Below are 15903 nucleotides of genomic sequence, written 5' to 3'. Positions count from 1 at the left end.
AATCGCACGGCGATGATGATCCGAGCGGGACCTGTCCTGTCGAAGCAGAGAAAACGGCCGCTTCCTTCATGACCGACGACGCCCGCCCTGCCCTTCTGCGCCCGACCATCCTCGATCCGCTCTTCGCGCCGGCCCGCACCCTGCCGGGGATCGGCCCGAAGATGGCGCCGATGATCGAGCGGCTGCTCGGCACCCCGGAGCAGCCCGCCCGCATCGTCGACCTCCTGTTCCACCTGCCCCAGGGCGGCGTGGTGCGAAAGCTGCTCGGCTCCATCGCCGAGGCGCCGCCGGGCGAGCCCGTGACCCTGGGGGTCACGGTGACGGGCTACCGGCCGCCGCAGGCGGGGGCGGGCAAACGCCCCTACCGGGTGCTGGTCGAGGATGCGACGGGCGACATCACCCTCGTGTTCTTCGGCATGCCGGGGTCCCGCGTCGAGAAGATGCTGCCGCTCGGCGCCCATCGCTACATCACCGGCCGCATCGACCTCTACGACGGGCATCGCCAGATGGTGCATCCGTCCCGGATCATCGACGAGGCGGCGCTCGCCGCCCTCCCCGCCGTCGAGCCGATCTATGGCGCCACCGAGGGGCTGACCTCTCGGGCGATCTCGAAGCTGGCGCATGCCGCCCTCGAACGCCTGCCGGTGCTGCCCGAGTGGCAGGACCCGGCCTGGCTCGCCCAGCAGAACTGGCCCGCCTTCGCCGATGCCCTGCGGGCCGAGCACCGCCCGGAGAACGCCCCGCCCCCCTTGGCCGAGGGCGCGACGGCCCCGCGTCCGCCTGCACGCCAGCGCCTCGCCTACGACGAACTCCTGGCCTCGCAGTTCGCCCTCGCCCTCCTGCGCGCGCGCAACCGCCGGTCGCCGGGCCGGGCCAATGCCGGCGACGGCCACCTCGTGCAGCGGATCGAGGCCGCCCTGCCCTTCGGCCTCACGGGGGCGCAGCGGCGGGCGGTGACCGAAATCCGGGCCGATCTCGCCTCCGACCGGCGGATGCTGCGCCTGCTCCAGGGCGATGTCGGCTCGGGCAAGACCGCCGTGGCCCTGCTCGCCATGGCGTCCGCCATCGAGGTCGGTCGTCAGGCGGCCCTGATGGCGCCCACCGAGATTCTCGCCCGCCAGCATTTCGAGCGTCTCGGCCCCATGGCCGGGACCTTGCGCCTGCGCCTCCTCACCGGGCGCGACCGGGCGGCCGAGCGTCGGGCGACGCTGGCCGACCTCGCGGCGGGCACAATCGACATCGTGGTCGGCACCCATGCCCTGTTCCAGGACAGCGTGGTCTTCCGCGACCTCGGCGTGGCGGTGGTGGACGAGCAGCACCGCTTCGGCGTCCACCAGCGCCTGGCGCTCGGCGCCAAGGGCCAGGCCGTCGACATCCTGGTGATGACCGCGACCCCGATCCCCCGCACCCTGGCGCTGACGTGTTTCGGCGACATGGACGTCTCGGTCCTCGACGAGAAGCCGGCCGGGCGCCAGCCCATCGTCACCCGCCTCGTCTCCACCGAGCGCCTCGACGAGGTGGTGGCGGGTCTCGGGCGGGCGCTGGCGGCGGGCGACCGGGTCTACTGGATCTGTCCCCTCGTGGCGGAATCCGAGTTCGTCGACCTCGCGGCGGCCGAGGAGCGGTTCGCGGACCTGCGCCACAGCTTCGGCGACGCGGTGGGCCTCATCCACGGCAAGATGCCGGGGCCGGACAAGGACGCCGCCATGGAGCGGTTCGCGCGGGGCGAGACCCGGATCCTCGTCTCCACCACCGTGGTCGAGGTCGGCGTCGACGTGCCGGAGGCCACTATCATGGTCATCGAACATGCCGAGCGGTTCGGATTGGCCCAGCTCCACCAGCTGCGGGGCCGGGTCGGGCGCGGCGCCAAGGCCTCCACCTGCCTCCTGCTCTACCGTGGTCCCCTGGGGCAGGTTTCGCGGGCGCGCCTGGAGATGATGCGCGAGACCGAGGACGGTTTCCGCATCGCCGAGGAAGATCTGCGCCTGCGCGGCGAGGGTGAAGTGCTCGGCACCCGCCAATCCGGAATGGCGGCCTTCCGTCTCGCCAACCTCGAAAGCGATGCCGCGCTGCTTCAGGTCGCCCGCGACGACGCGCAACTCATGGTTCAGCGCGATCCCGGCCTCGCAAGCCCGCGCGGGCAGGCCCTGCGGGTGCTGCTTTACCTGTTCGAGCGCGATGCCGCGATCCGGCTGCTGGGCGCCGGGTAGCCGCGCGGGGCATCGAATTTATGAGTTGGCTCATGAACTTGGTATCAATGTCTCGACCTTAAAGGCTCGTCCCGGGAAGGGGAATTGGGGACCATGCCGATCGAGAACACGGGGGTGAGTTCCACGCCCCTGATCGAGCGCTGGCAGGCGGCGCGGCGACCGGGCGAGGACATTCCGTCCTACGAGGCCGTGGTCCTGGGTAATCTCGGCCGCCATGCCGACTATGCCGCCCTCGTCGCGACACGGGAGGGGAAGCCCGACGAAGTTCTCTGGAGTGGCGCGCGTTTCCTCGCCTGGCTCCACCGGGATCCCGGCGCCCCGTATCGGGATGAGTCCCCCGCGATGCCGCGCTTCGCGGTGGCGGGCCTCAGCGAGGACATTCGCCAACCCCTGTGCGAGGTGGTGGAACGGGCGCTGACGCTGCGGGAACCGGCCCGCACGCGCTGCGATCGTGTCCATGACGGGATCGTCACCAGCATCGAATTCCTCGGCCTGCCCCTGACGCGTCAGGCGGACTCCCCCCTGGTCCTCCTCAGCCTCGTCGGCACGCAGTCCCGCTACGACCTCGTCAAGGCGATGTTCGGGGCGACCGACCAGGGCATGCTCGCCCTCAGCACCATCCGGAGCGGCGACGGATGGGTGAGCGACTTCAAGATCATGGCGGCGAACGAGGGGGCGGCGCGCCTCCTCGGGCGCAGCATCGCCGATCTGCAATGGCAGCGCCTGACCCGGGTTTCGGCCCGCCTGAGCCAGGACGATGCCTTCGGTCGCCTCATCGGCGTCATCGCGTCGGAGGGCCGGGACGTGTTCGAGGTCAGCCTGCCCGGTGCCGACGGGCGCGACCTGCACCTCAAGATCGAGGCGGGTTGCATCGGCGATCTTCTGGCCCTGACCTTCGTGGATGTCGGGGACCTGAAAGCCCGCGAGGCGTCCGCCCGCCTCCTGTTCGAGAACAACCCCCTGCCCATGTGGCTGACCGACCGCCACACCCATCGCTTCCTCGCGGTGAACGATGCGGCCCTGGCCCATTACGGCCACAGCCTCGAGCGCTTCTACAGTATGACCCTCACAGACCTCGAGCCCGTGGCCACGGGGGCCTCACCGGTCGTGGATGAACTCTACGGTCCGGATGCACCCCGGACGCACCTGCGGGCGGACGGATCGCGCATCGAGGTGACGCTGTACGACCGGATTCTCGACTTCCATGGCCGCTCCGCCATGTTGACGGCGGTGATCGATGTCACCGAACGCCGCCGGGCCGAGGCTCGCATCGCCCATATGGCGCACTACGACGCCCTGACCGATCTGCCGAACCGCGTCCTGTTCCGGGCGCGTCTGGGCGAGGCCATCGCCCGCCAGGAGCGGACCGGTACCGGGGCCCTGGTGCTCTTCCTCGACCTCGATCACTTCAAGACCGTCAACGACACCCTCGGGCATTCCGCCGGCGACGAACTCCTGTGCGGCGTCACCAAGCGGCTGGCCGCCTGCCTGGAGAGGGGCGACCTCATCGCCCGCATGGGCGGCGACGAGTTCGCGATCCTGGTGCAGCGCGCGGTTTCGGCCCGCAGCCTGTCGGCGCACCTCATCGAGGCCATGAGCCGGCCATTCGCGATCCAGGGTCAGGAGGTACGGGTCGGCGTCAGCATCGGCGTCGCGCGCCTGCCGGAGGACGGCACCGATCCCGATCGCCTGCTGCGCAACGCCGACCTCGCCCTCTACGGCGCCAAGGGGGCCGGACGGAACACCCATCACTGCTTCACCCTCGCCATGGAGGCCGAGGTCCAGGCCCGCCGGGCCCTGGAGCAGGATTTGCGCGCCGCCTTCGCCGCCGGGGATCTCGAACTCCATTATCAGCCCGTGCTGCTGGTCGGCTCCGGACGGCTCGCAGGTTTCGAAGCGCTCCTGCGCTGGCGCCATCCCGAGCGCGGGTTCATCTCCCCGGCCGAGTTCGTGCCCATGGCCGAGGAGACCGGCCTCATCGACCCCATCGGCGAATGGGTCCTGCGCACGGCCTGCGCCGAGGCGGCGTCCTGGCCCCGATCCCTGCGGGTCGCCGTGAACCTGTCGCCGGTCCAGTTCCGGAACCGGACGCTCGCCGAGACCGTGGGACGAGTGCTCGCGGAGACGGGCCTCGCGCCGGATCGCCTCGAACTCGAAATCACCGAAACCGTGCTGCTCGCCGAGAATGCGGCCAACCTCGCCGCCCTGCATCGGCTGAGGAGCCTCGGCACGCGCATCGCCATGGACGATTTCGGCACGGGCTACTCGTCCCTCGGCTACCTGCGCTCGTTCCCGTTCGACCGCATCAAGATCGACCGCTCCTTCGTGAGCGAGATGGAGACCGAGACGCAGGCGGCGGCCATCGTCCGGGCCATCGTCGACCTCGGGGCGAGCCTCGGGATCCTCACCACCGCCGAGGGCATCGAGACGGAGGGGCAGTTCCAGCACCTGCGGGCGGCGGGCTGCGACGAGGTCCAGGGCTTCCTGTTCGGGCGGCCGATGCCGGTCGAGCGGGTCCGGCGGCTCATCGCGGAGGAGGCGGCCGAAGCGGCGCCCGCTCGGCGCGCGGTCTGATTCTCAGGCCTCGGTCTTCTGTGGCGCATGGACCCCATCCTCGCCCCGCGCCGCCCGCAGGGTCGCGGCCATGGCCTGGAGGCGTGCCCCCGGGTCATCGGGCTGGATCACACCCGCCGACATGACGAGCTTGGCCGCGTCGTCGACGCTCATGGCGATCTCCACGATGTCGCGGCGGGGTAGATAGAAGAAGAACCCCGTGGTCGGGTTGGGGGCGCAGGGCAGGAACACCCCGACATGGTCGCCGCCGGCGCCAAGCGCATTCTGCACGTCGGGGGCAGCGGGGGCCGAGAGGAACACCACCGACCACGTGCCCTTCACGGGGAACTCGACGAGGCCGACCGTGCGGAACGAGGTGCCGTTGGCGGAGAACAGCGTCTCGAAGATCTGCCGCAGGCCCTTGTACAGGCCGGAGATCACCGGCGTGCGGGCGAGCAGAACCTCGCCGAACTCCACGACGCTGCGCCCGACGAGGTTGGCCGTGAGGAAGCCGAGGAGCGTCACCGCCAGGAACGCGATGAGGAGGCCGAGGCCGGGGATCGAGAACGGCAGGTAATGGTCGGGCAGGTAGCTCGCCGGCACCAGGGGCTTCACCCAGCCGTCGATGAGGCTGATGAACCACCAGGTGATGTAGATGGTGATGGCCAGCGGTCCGGAGACGATGATGCCGGTGAGGAAGTAGGTCCGCAGTCGCCCGCGCGCGCTGACCCGGGGGCGGGCCCCGGTGGGTTCTGGTTCGGGGACCGGCGGAATGAGTGGCGCCACGGATACACTCTCGGCCGTGGGGATCGGCGCCCATGCTCGTCGGCCAGTCCCGGCCCCCCTGTCGCTAGAGGTAGCCCCTGCGGGGGCCGGGCTCAAGGCCGGCCCCACGGCCGGGCTCAAGGCCGGCTCCCATCGGTCAGGGAGGGCAAGTCAGGGATGGGTATGACCGAGGAAGAACCGCACCATCTCGGCGCTGGCATCGGGCCCCCGCGGATCGGTGTAGGAGCCGTCCGGGCTGCCGCCGGACCAGGCGTGGCCGGCGCCGTGCAGGACCCAATGCTCCAGGATCGCCCGGCCCTCCCCGTCGGCCCGGACCGTGCGGGTGTAGGCCGTGCCGCCCGGTGCCGTGCCCCGCGTCACCGTGGTGCCGAGAGCCGCGACGGGCGTGGCCTGTTCGATCACCCGCTCGCCGTTGACGGGATGGACCGTGCGGTCGCCGTCGCCGTGGAACACGATTGTGGGCACGGCCGGGCCTCGCCCGCGCGGCTGCACCGCGCCGCCCCCGTTCATGGCCGCGAAGGCGGAGGGCATGTCGCGCGCCGCCCCGCAGGCGAGGCCCGAATGCACGCCCACCGCCGCGAACAGGTCGGGATGGGTCGCGGCCAGGACGGCCGCCGCCGCCCCGCCCGCCGACAGGCCGGCGACGTAGACGCGGGCGGGGTCGCCGTCGAATTCGGCCAGCACCGCCCGCGCGAGACCGGCGATGAGGGCCGGCTCGCCGCCCTCTCGCCCCTGGTCCCCGGTGTTGAACCAATTCCAGCACTTCTGCGGATTGGCGGAAGCCGGCTGCTCCGGATAGGCCACGAGGAAACCGTTCGTTTCGGCCAGCGCGTTCATGCGGGTCCCGGCGGCGAAATCGTCGGGTGACTGGGTGCAGCCGTGCAGCATCACGATCAACGGCAGGGCGGTCCCGGCCCGGCCGCTCGGCACGTAAATCTTGTAGTCGCGGGCGCCCGCCGCGCCGGTGAAGCGCCGCGTCTCGAAGCGAGCGCCTTCGGGCACGGGAACCGGCTTCGCGGCGCCCTTTCGTGGGAATCCCTGGGCGAGACCTTCGAAGCTCGGCATCGCGCCCGCCAAGCCGCCATTCAACGCACCGTTCAAGCCACCGGGTTTGGCGAAGCGCTCGGATAGGTCGCGCAGGGTCCGGGCGAGATCGGGCTGCGGTGGGGGTTCGGCCCGGGAGTCCGGCGCCGTCCAGGCACCTGAGGCGTCGGCCGGGGCCACCATGTCGAGGACGTCGCGCGCGTCCTTCGCTGGCGTTGCTTCGGGACCGGGCTTGCCCTGAAGCAGGGCCATCGCCTCGGTGAGCCGGCCGGCTCGGGTGAGGCGGGTCACGGCGTCCATGTCGATGCCGGCGGCGTGGGTCGCGTGGAAGGGAGCCATGGATCGAAAATCCTTGCGGTGAGGGATCAGGCGATGCGGTCGGCGAGCGCCGCCTTGACGGCCGGGCTCGCCTGGAAGGCGCCGAGCACCTGCACGTGGGCGATGGCCGCGCGGGCGAGTTCCGGGGTGACGTCGGCCGCGATGCTGGCGAGGCCGAGCACCTGGATGTGGAGCGGCGTGCCGGCGTCCCGGGCCGCTTCGAGGGCGGCGCGGCTGTAATGCGACAGGCCGAGTTCGAGCCCCTTGCGGGCCACGGATTGGCGCACGGCCTCGCCCTGGCGGTCGAGCTGGTTGCGCACGGCGGTGCGGATGAAGTCGGCCCGGTTGGCGAAGAAGCCGTCCCGCACCATCAGGTCGATGTGACCGAGGTCGACGAAGCCGAGATTGACCGTGACCTTCTCGCTCTCGGGCAGCTTCGGCCGTAGGGTTTGAACGTTGTTTTCCATCTCTCAAGCCCCTTCAAGCCATCCAATTGGATGGTCTGTAGATGGGAAGGGCTAAGAGGCGCACAAGGGCGGACATGCAAAAGCCCCCGAGGCGACCGTGTGCCGGTCGCCCCGGGGGCTTTTGCATGTCGTGCGGGGGATCGGGCGGCGTCGGGCCTGTCGGCTATTCCACCGTCACGGATTTCGCGAGGTTGCGTGGCTGGTCCACGTCTTTCCCCATGAACACCGCCGTGTGGTAGGCGATGAGCTGGATCGGCACGGCGTAGACGATGGGGGCGACCACGGGGTCGAGGTCCGGCATGGTCACGGTGGCCAGGGTGTCGAGGCCCGCCGCCGCCGCGCCCTTGGCGTCTCCGATGAGGATGATGCGTCCGCCGCGCGCGGCCACCTCCTGCATGTTGGACACGGTTTTCTCGAAGATGGCGTCGTGGGGCGCGATGACGATGACCGGCACGCTCTCGTCGATGAGGGCGATGGGGCCGTGCTTCAGTTCGCCCGCCGCATAACCTTCCGCGTGGATGTAGCTGATTTCCTTGAGTTTCAAGGCGCCTTCCAGCGCCATGGGGTAGCTGGTGCCGCGCCCGAGATAGAGCACGTCGCGGGCCTTCGAGACCTCGCGGGCGAGGCCCTCGATCTCGCCCTCGCGCTTCGTCGCCTCCGCCATCAGGCCCGGCACGGTGATGAGGGCATCGACCAGGGCGCGCTCGCGCTCGGCGCTCAAGGCGCCGCGCGCCCGGCCGGCCGCGATGGCGAGGCACAGGAGCACGGTGAGCTGGCACGAGAACGCCTTCGTGGAGGCGACGCCGATCTCGGGGCCGGCCAGGGTCGGCACCACGGCGGAGGCTTCGCGCGCGATGGTCGAGGTCGGCACGTTGACGACCGCCAGGGTGTGCTGGCCCTGGGACTTGGCGTAGCGCAGGGACGCCAGGGTGTCGGCGGTCTCGCCCGATTGCGAGATCACCAGGGTGAGACCGTCGCGGTCGAGGGGCGGCTCGCGGTAGCGGGCCTCCGAGGCGACGTCGATCTCCACGGGCAGGCGGGCCAGGGTCTCGAACCAGTATTTGGCGACCAGGCCGGCATAGTAGGCGGTGCCACAGGCCGTGATGGAGAGACGCGAGAGGGTGCGAAAATCGAACGGCAGGGTCTCGGGGAGGGCGACGCGGCCATTCGCCAGATCGACGTAATGCGCCAGGGTACGGCCCACGACCTCTGGCTGCTCGTGGATTTCCTTCGCCATGAAGTGGCGGTGATTGCCCTTCTCGACCCGGAAGGCCTGGGCGACGATGCGCTGGCGCGGACGTTCGACCACCGCGCCGTCGAGACCGTGGATCTCGGCGCCGGCCCGCGACAGGACCGCCCAATCGCCCTCCTCCAGGTAGGTGATCTCCTCGGTGAACGGCGCCAGGGCCAGGGCGTCGGAGCCGAGATAGGTTTCCCCCTGCCCGAAGCCGATGGCCAGCGGCGCGCCGTGGCGGGCGCCGACGAGGAGGTCGTCGTGGCCGGAAAACAGGATGCCGAGGGCGAAGGCGCCGTGCAGGCGCGGCAGGCAGCGGGCGACGGCCTCGACGGGGCCGAGGCCCTCGTCCATGGCGCGGCTGACGAGTTGGGCCACCACCTCCGTATCGGTCTCGCTCTCGAAGCGGACCCCGAGCCCCTGCAGCTCGGCCTTCAATTCCCGAAAATTCTCGATGATGCCGTTATGGACCACGGCCAGCCGCGCCGTGGCGTGCGGGTGGGCGTTGGTCTCGTTGGGCCGCCCATGCGTCGCCCACCGCGTGTGGCCGATGCCGATGGCGCCGCCCAAGGGCTCGTCGCGCAAACGCGCCTCGAGGTTGGCGAGCTTGCCCTCCGCGCGGCGGCGCTCGAGGTGTCCGTCCGTCAGGGTGGCGATGCCGGCCGAATCGTAGCCGCGATACTCGAGGCGGCGCAGGGCCTCCACGAGTTGCCCGGCCACGGCGTCCCGCCCGACGATGCCAACGATTCCACACATGGGTCGTGTCTCTCACAAACGAGCCGCCGGGAGGCGCCTTGCCAAACCCCGGCTTGTACCGGAATGGGACGGCCAAGCCACCCGGCCCGTCCCGATCCCCGTCCGAAGGTCGGTCGCCAATCCTCAATGCAAGCTTGAGGCAACGGGCCCAACCGCCCGGAGGGTTAGGATTTTGCGCGGGCCGCCTTCTCGGCGGCCAGGGCCGCGCGCTTGCCCGGCGCCCAGTCGGCAAGGCTGCGCTGGCGCGCCCGCGACACCGCCAGGGCGTCGTCGGCGACATCCGCAGAAATCACCGAGCCCGCCCCGACGATGGCCCCGGCGCCCACGGTCACGGGGGCCACGAGGGCGGTGTTCGAGCCGATGAAGGCGCCCGCCCCGATGGTGGTGCGGTGCTTGTTCACCCCGTCGTAATTGCACGTGATGGTGCCGGCCCCGACATTGGCGCCCGCGCCGATCTCGGCGTCGCCGAGATAGGTCAGGTGGTTGGCCTTGGCGCCGGCGCCGAGATGCGCGTTCTTGATCTCGACGAAGTTGCCGACCTTCGCCCCCGTCTCCAGCACCGCGCCGGGGCGGAGCCGGGCATAGGGGCCGACCGCGACGCCGGGCGCCAGGGACGCGCCTTCGAGGTGCGAGAAGGCGTGGATCGTGCAGCCGTCGCCGACGGTGACCCCGGACCCGAACACCACATGAGGTTCCACGAGAACGTCCCGGCCCAACACCGTGTCGACACTCAGGAAAACCGTTTCCGGCGCCACCAGGGTGGCGCCGCCGATCTGCGCCGCGCGGCGCAGACGAACCTGGATCTCCGCCTCCGCCACGGCGAGCTGGACCCGGTCGTTGACGCCCTGCGCCTCGGCCTCGTCGACCGCCACCACCGCCACCGTCAGCCCGTCCGCCACGGCGAGGCCGACGGCGTCGGGCAGGTAATATTCGCCGGCCGCGTTGGCGTTGCCGATGCGGTCGAGGAGGGCGAGGGCATGCGCCCCCGAAAGGGCCATGAGCCCGGCATTGCACAGGGTGACGGCGCGCTCGGAATCGCTGGCGTCCTTCTCCTCGCGGATGGCGACCACCCGGCCGCCCTCCGTCAGGACCCGGCCGTAGCCCTTCGGATTCGGTGTGTCGAAGGCCAGAACCGCCACGGCGGCGCCATCGGCCAGCGGCGCCCGCAGGCGCGCGAGGGTGTCGCCGGTGACGAGCGGCGTGTCGCCGAAGGCCACGATGACGTCGTCGTCGGCTTCGGCCAGGATCGTGCGGGCGGCCAGCACCGCATGGGCGGTGCCGAGGCGCTCCGCCTGCGGGAACACGGCGGCGCCCGGCGCCGCCGCCTCGATCTCCCGCGCCACGGCGGCCTGGCCCGGCTCCACCACCACGGCGATGCGCCCCGCCCCCGCCGCGCGGGCGGCCGCGAGGACGTGGCCCAGCATGGTCCGCCCGGCGACGGCATGGAGCACTTTCGGCAGATCCGAGCGCATCCGCGTGCCCTTGCCGGCGGCGAGCACGATGGCTGTGAGACTGCGCCCGGTCGTCGTCGCTGCGCCCATGATCGATCCGCCTGTCCTTGACCCGTTCGTCCGCCCGTGGCCGGTGCGCTACTGCGCCGCCCACGGGTCTGGCAAGCGGTCCGCCGGAATCAGCGGCCGGACAGGATCAGGGTAATCAGCACGGCGGCGACGGACGCGAACATCACGCTGCCCAGGGCGAGCCCGGTCAGAGCCGTCGTGGAGAGGTAGGTACCGGCGACCTGGCCGAGCATCCGGACCGTTCCGCCTCCCCCGCCCCGGGGCGACGTGTCCGGACCGGGATGGCCGCAGGCGGGACAGGCCAGGGCCCGGATGGACATCCGGTGCGTGCAGGCGGGGCATGGAATCAACGCCATGGACTCCTCCGTGACCGCGTCGACGATGGCCGTCGACACGGGAGATGTGCCACAGGCGCGGCGCTTCGGCCAGTTCATGAAGTCACGAAAGCTTAACCTTCAGTTCAGGGCCGTGCGTGGTAAACCCGTCGTCGAAGCTGCGTATTCTCCCCATCGCCGCCGCGCCCGAACGACAGGTCCCATTAGGTCCCCATGACGCCGCCGCTCCGAGACGTCCCCGACGCCGACCCCATGGCCGACGATTCCGCGACGACGGGGGCGGGGGGGCAGACCCGCCGCACCCTCCTGCGCGGGGCCGGTGCCCTGGCCGTGTCCGCGGGCTTTCCCATGCCCGCCTTCGCGGACGACGCGCCCGCCCTGCCCACGGCCGGCACCCCGTTCCAGGCGGGTCTCGTCACCGACCTCGCCCGGGCACTGGCCGCGCGCGCCTACGTCGCACCCCGCACCGACGATTTGCCCGGGGCCCTGGCCGATCTCAACCGCGAGCAATATGCCGCCATCCGCACGGCGCCGGGCAGCGCGGTCTGGGCCGAAGCCGGCCTCGGCTTCACCCTCGAACCCCTGCATCGCGGCTCGGTGTTCAAGGACCGCGTCGCCCTGGCCCTCGTGGAGGACGGGGTGGTCCGCCCCCTGCCCTACGACCGCGCCCGGTTCGAGACCGACACCACGCAGATCCCCACCCTCAAGGAGGACATGGGCTATTCGGGCTTCAAGATCCGGGCCCGGTTCGACGGCGGCGACCTCGCCGATTTCGCCTACTTCCAGGGCGCCTCGTTCTTCCGCCTCATCGCCGCCGGCCAGGGCTTCGGCGTCACCGCCCGCGCCCTCACCCTGCGGCCCGCCGACGCCCGGGGCGAGGAGTTCCCGGAGTTCCGGGCCATCTGGATCGAGCGGCCGGGTCCCGGCGCCCCCTTGGTGGTGCATGCCCTCGTCGATTCCCCCTCCGCCACGGCGGCCCTGCGCATGAGCCTGCGTCCGGGAGCGGCCTCCCTGTGCGACGTCGAGGGCACGGTGTTCGCGCGCACCGCCATCGATCACCTCGGCCTTGGCGGCATGACCACGAGCTACCTGTTCGGCCCCTACGACCGGCGCGGGGCCGACGATGCGCGCGCCGCCGTCCATTCGTCGGGCGGCCTGCAGATCCGCACGGGCTCCGGCGAGGCGATCTGGCGTCCGGTCCGCAATCCCGAGACCCTGCAGGTCTCGTCCTTCGTCGACGACAACCCGAAGGGCTTCGGGCTGATGCAGCGGGCGCGCGACTACCGTGCCTTCCAGGACGACGTACAGCATTGGGAATGGCGCCCGTCCCTGTGGCTCGAACCCCTCGCGGCCTGGGGGCCGGGCAGCGTGACCCTCCTCGAGATCCCGAGCGATTCCGAGTTCAACGAGAACATCCTCGCCTACTGGCGGCCGAAGACCGGCCTCGCGGCCCGGGGCGAACTCGCGTTCAGCTACCGCCAGCACTGGTGCTGGCAGCCCCCCGAGCCGGTGCCCGTGGCGGTGGTTTCGGGCACCCGCAGCGGACGCGGCACCACGGAGGCGCGGCGCCTCATCCTCGTGGACTTCACCGGCGAGGGGCTGGCGGAGGTCGAGGCCCTGCGGACGCAGCTCTCCGTGAGTCCCGGCGCGATCACGGCGAACCGGCTCTACCGCTACCCCGAGCGCAAGACCGTCCGGGTCGCCTTCGAACTCGATCCGCGCGGCGAAAAGGCCTGCGAACTGCGCCTCGCCCTGCTACGGGACGACACCGCCTTAACCGAAACCTGGCTGTACCGTTGGACCCCGTGAACGCACCCGCCTCTCCCATCGCCCCGTTCCGCCCGGCGATGCCGCCCGAGGCTCCCCTGGCCATGCCGGTGCAGCGCCTCGACGCTTGGGACGCGGCCGATGGGCACAAGCCCGCCGTCGCCCACCCCAAGCCCTGGCTCGCCCGGATCTTCGTGTTCGGCGCGGCGGCGCTTCTCACGGCCTACGGCGCCTATCAGATGTACGAGGTGGTGTCGGTCTCCGGCGGCACCACGGCGCTTCAGTACGTGCTGCTCGCCCTGTTCACCCTGAACTTCTCCTGGATCGCCCTCGCCTTCACGGGCGCGATCCTCGGCTTCCTCGTGCTCCTGCGCCGTCCCAGGACCCCTGCCCTGCCCACGGCGCTGGCGACCCGCACCGCAATGGTGATGCCGGTCTACAACGAGGCCACGGCCCGGACCTTCGCGGCCATCGAGGCCATGCGCGCCGAGATCGACGCCACCGGCCTCGGGCACGCATTCGACTACTTCGTGCTGTCGGACTCGACACAAAGCGACGCCTGGATCGCCGAGGAGCGCGCCTTCCTCGAACTCCGCGCCCGCTGGGGCGAGGACGCCCGCCTTTACTACCGCCACCGGCCGAAGAATCATCACCGCAAGGCCGGCAATATCGGCGACTTCGTCACCCGCTGGGGGGCGGCCTACGACCACATGCTCGTCCTCGACGCCGACAGCCTCATGACCGGGGCCTGCGTCGTGCATCTGGCCGCCGCCATGGAGGCGGACCCGGATTCGGGGATCATCCAGTCCCTGCCCCTCATCATCAATCGCAACACCCTGTTCGCCCGGGTCCAGCAATTCGCCGCCCGCATCTACGGGCCGGTCATCGCCACCGGCCTGTCCGTGTGGTCGGGCCGCGACGGCAATTACTGGGGGCACAATGCCATCATCCGCACCCGGGCCTTCGCGCAAGCCTGCGGGTTGCCGGACCTGCCCGGCAAGCCGCCCTTCGGCGGCCACGTGCTCTCCCACGACTTCGTGGAAGCGGCGCTCATCCGGCGCGCCGGCTGGAGCGTCACCATGCTGCCGGCGCTCCCCGGCTCCTACGAGGAGAGCCCGCCCTCCCTCATCGATGTGGCCGTGCGCGACCGGCGCTGGGCGCAGGGCAACCTCCAGCACAGCCGCATCATCGGGGCCGCCGGCCTGAAACCCGCCTCGCGCCAGCACTTCGCCACGGGCATCGCCGGCTACGTCGCCTCGCCTCTCTGGCTCGCCCAGCTCGTCGTCGGTATCGCCCTGGTGCTCCAGACCGCCTACGTGCGGCCGGAATACTTCACGAGCGAGTTCGGGCTCCACCCCGTCTGGCCGCGCTTCGATCCCGTGCGCGCGCTCCAGCTGTTCGGGCTCACCATGGGCATCCTGCTCGCCCCGAAGTTTTTGGGCTTGATCCTGGCGCTCATCGACGGACAGGTGCGCCGGGCCTGCGGCGGCGCCGGCCGCCTCGTCCTGTCGAGCCTCATCGAAATCCTGCTCTCGGCCCTCATCGCGCCCATCGCCATGCTGATCCAGTCGGGCTCGGTGTTCCAGATCCTGCTCGGGCGCGACACCGGCTGGAACCCGCAGCGGCGCGACGACGGCTCGATCCCGTGGGGTGATATCGTCCGCCGCCACCGCTGGCACATGGCACTCGGCCTCGTCACCGGCATCGCGGCCTTCGCCATCGCCACCTCCCTGTTCCTCTGGATGTCGCCGACCATCCTCGGCCTCGTGCTGGCGATCCCGATCTCCTGGGCGAGCGGCCAGCTCAGCCTCGGCCTCGCCCTGAAGCGCTTCGGCCTGCTCATGACCCCGGAGGAGCGCGACCCGCCCGCCATCGCCGCCCAGGCCGGCCGCCTCGCGGCCCGCAACGCGGGCTTGGGCTTCGACGACGCCGACGCCCTACGGGCCCTCCACGCCGAGCCGGAACTCGCCCACGCCCACGCCGCCATGCTGCCGACGGCAGTTCCCCGCCCCCGCGGCGTCATCGACACCGACCGAGCGCTGGCCCAGGCCAAGGTGGTGGAGGCCCACACCGTCGACGAGGCTGCCGCCTGGCTCTCGCCGAAGGAGCGCATGGCCCTCCTGCACGACCGCGCCCTCCTCGACCGCCTCGGCCGCCTCGATGCCACCCAGCCTTGAGGTGCCCCGGCCCGAGTTTTCAATTCCCGCCCGCCCCGTTCTCCGCTAGAACCCTCCGGCTCCCGCTGGGCCTGAAGGCCCCGGGATCCTCGCCGGTCTGGACCGGCGGGCCGGAAGGGTGGCCGAGTGGTTTAAGGCAGCGGTCTTGAAAACCGCCGTGGGGGCAACTCCACCGTGGGTTCGAATCCCACCCCTTCCGCCAACCCGCTGCTAACACGTTGTTCCTGCTTAAGTCATTGACACGACGAGACGAAGCCGGCGACCATGCTACAGGTTGCTGCTACAGTTGGACTCGGTCAGATGGCCCAGGATACCCGCCTCGTTCGCCGGAGGAATGGCGGCTACGCGTTTCGAGGCTGGGTGCCGCGCGAACTTCGAGAGTTCGTCGCGGGAGGGCGAAGCGGCCAGAAGTGGATCAGCCTGGGCACGACTAGGGCCTGTCGTCGCTTGAACGGATTGGCGCGTTTTGCGTTTTCGTCTCTCTGATTGCGGGAGGGACGATGCTGAGCGACGCGCAATGGTCTGAACTGGAGCCTCTGGTCGAGGCGTGCCGGCCCAAGGCCAAGACGCCGCCGCAGGACCTGCAACGCACGCTCTCGGCGATCCTGTGGCGGCATCGGAACGGCGCCAAATGGCGGGCGATCCCGGAGGAACTGGGTCCGTGGTGGCGGGCCGCCCAGATCTTCATCCGCTGGTCCCGGGCCGGTGTCTGGGAGCGGCTGCTCAGCCTGGTGCA

12 protein-coding genes and 1 tRNA gene are annotated in these 15903 nt (G+C 70.9%); 7 read left to right on the top strand and 6 right to left on the bottom strand.

Going from position 1 to position 15903, the window contains the following annotated elements; translation table 11 throughout:
- Window positions 1-68: 68 nt before the first annotated feature.
- Both recG and BM249_RS05175 read left to right on the top strand, forming a co-directional pair.
- The gene (gene recG / locus BM249_RS05180) at window positions 69-2210 is read left to right on the top strand and encodes an ATP-dependent DNA helicase RecG (RefSeq protein WP_091969624.1); all 2142 of its coding nucleotides are present in this window, start codon (window positions 69-71) and stop codon (window positions 2208-2210) included.
- A gap of 93 nt (window positions 2211-2303) precedes the next feature.
- Entirely contained in the window at window positions 2304-4784 is a 2481-nt protein-coding gene (locus BM249_RS05175; protein ID WP_091969622.1) for a putative bifunctional diguanylate cyclase/phosphodiesterase, read from the top strand.
- 3 nt (window positions 4785-4787) lie between these two features.
- Here BM249_RS05175 and BM249_RS05170 read toward each other — a convergent pair whose 3' ends face one another.
- The 6 genes from BM249_RS05170 to BM249_RS05145 form a co-directional block, all read right to left on the bottom strand.
- Window positions 4788-5549: a DUF502 domain-containing protein gene (locus BM249_RS05170; protein ID WP_091969620.1), complete on the bottom strand. Its 762-nt coding sequence runs from the start codon at window positions 5547-5549 to the stop codon at window positions 4788-4790.
- A gap of 150 nt (window positions 5550-5699) precedes the next feature.
- Window positions 5700-6932, bottom strand: coding sequence for an extracellular catalytic domain type 1 short-chain-length polyhydroxyalkanoate depolymerase (locus tag BM249_RS05165; protein ID WP_091969618.1), 1233 nt, complete (start codon window positions 6930-6932; stop codon window positions 5700-5702).
- Window positions 6933-6958: 26 nt separating this feature from the next.
- Entirely contained in the window at window positions 6959-7378 is a 420-nt protein-coding gene (locus BM249_RS05160; RefSeq protein ID WP_091969616.1) for a CopG family transcriptional regulator, read from the bottom strand.
- Window positions 7379-7541: 163 nt separating this feature from the next.
- On the bottom strand, window positions 7542-9368 hold the full coding sequence (gene glmS, locus BM249_RS05155) for a glutamine--fructose-6-phosphate transaminase (isomerizing) (protein WP_091969614.1): 1827 nt from the start codon (window positions 9366-9368) through the stop codon (window positions 7542-7544).
- A gap of 164 nt (window positions 9369-9532) precedes the next feature.
- On the bottom strand, window positions 9533-10909 hold the full coding sequence (glmU, locus tag BM249_RS05150; protein ID WP_091969612.1) for a bifunctional UDP-N-acetylglucosamine diphosphorylase/glucosamine-1-phosphate N-acetyltransferase GlmU: 1377 nt from the start codon (window positions 10907-10909) through the stop codon (window positions 9533-9535).
- A gap of 89 nt (window positions 10910-10998) precedes the next feature.
- Window positions 10999-11244, bottom strand: coding sequence for a hypothetical protein (locus tag BM249_RS05145; protein ID WP_091969733.1), 246 nt, complete (start codon window positions 11242-11244; stop codon window positions 10999-11001).
- Between the two features lie 231 nt (window positions 11245-11475).
- Between BM249_RS05145 and BM249_RS05140 the strand changes: the two genes are divergently transcribed.
- The 5 genes from BM249_RS05140 to BM249_RS05125 all read left to right on the top strand — a co-directional run.
- Window positions 11476-13032 carry an OpgD/OpgG family glucan biosynthesis protein gene (locus BM249_RS05140; RefSeq protein ID WP_244528594.1) on the top strand — a complete coding sequence of 519 codons (1557 nt, stop codon included), beginning with the start codon at window positions 11476-11478 and terminating at the stop codon, window positions 13030-13032.
- Window positions 13033-13070: 38 nt separating this feature from the next.
- Window positions 13071-15167: a glucans biosynthesis glucosyltransferase MdoH gene (mdoH, locus tag BM249_RS05135; protein ID WP_177232329.1), complete on the top strand. Its 2097-nt coding sequence runs from the start codon at window positions 13071-13073 to the stop codon at window positions 15165-15167.
- Between the two features lie 112 nt (window positions 15168-15279).
- Window positions 15280-15369 (top strand) — tRNA-Ser (locus BM249_RS05130).
- A 62-nt stretch (window positions 15370-15431) separates the two neighbouring features.
- The gene (locus tag BM249_RS22205; RefSeq protein WP_425284792.1) at window positions 15432-15653 is read left to right on the top strand and encodes a DUF6538 domain-containing protein; all 222 of its coding nucleotides are present in this window, start codon (window positions 15432-15434) and stop codon (window positions 15651-15653) included.
- Between the two features lie 14 nt (window positions 15654-15667).
- Window positions 15668-15903 (top strand): transposase (locus tag BM249_RS05125; protein WP_143103689.1); only part of this gene is annotated, 236 nt, incomplete at its 3' end.

The organism is Methylobacterium gossipiicola (genome assembly GCF_900113485.1).
Classification (GTDB): domain Bacteria; phylum Pseudomonadota; class Alphaproteobacteria; order Rhizobiales; family Beijerinckiaceae; genus Methylobacterium; species Methylobacterium gossipiicola.
Note: the sequence above shows the minus strand (reverse complement) of the source record. Positions and strands in the feature narration are given on the sequence as shown.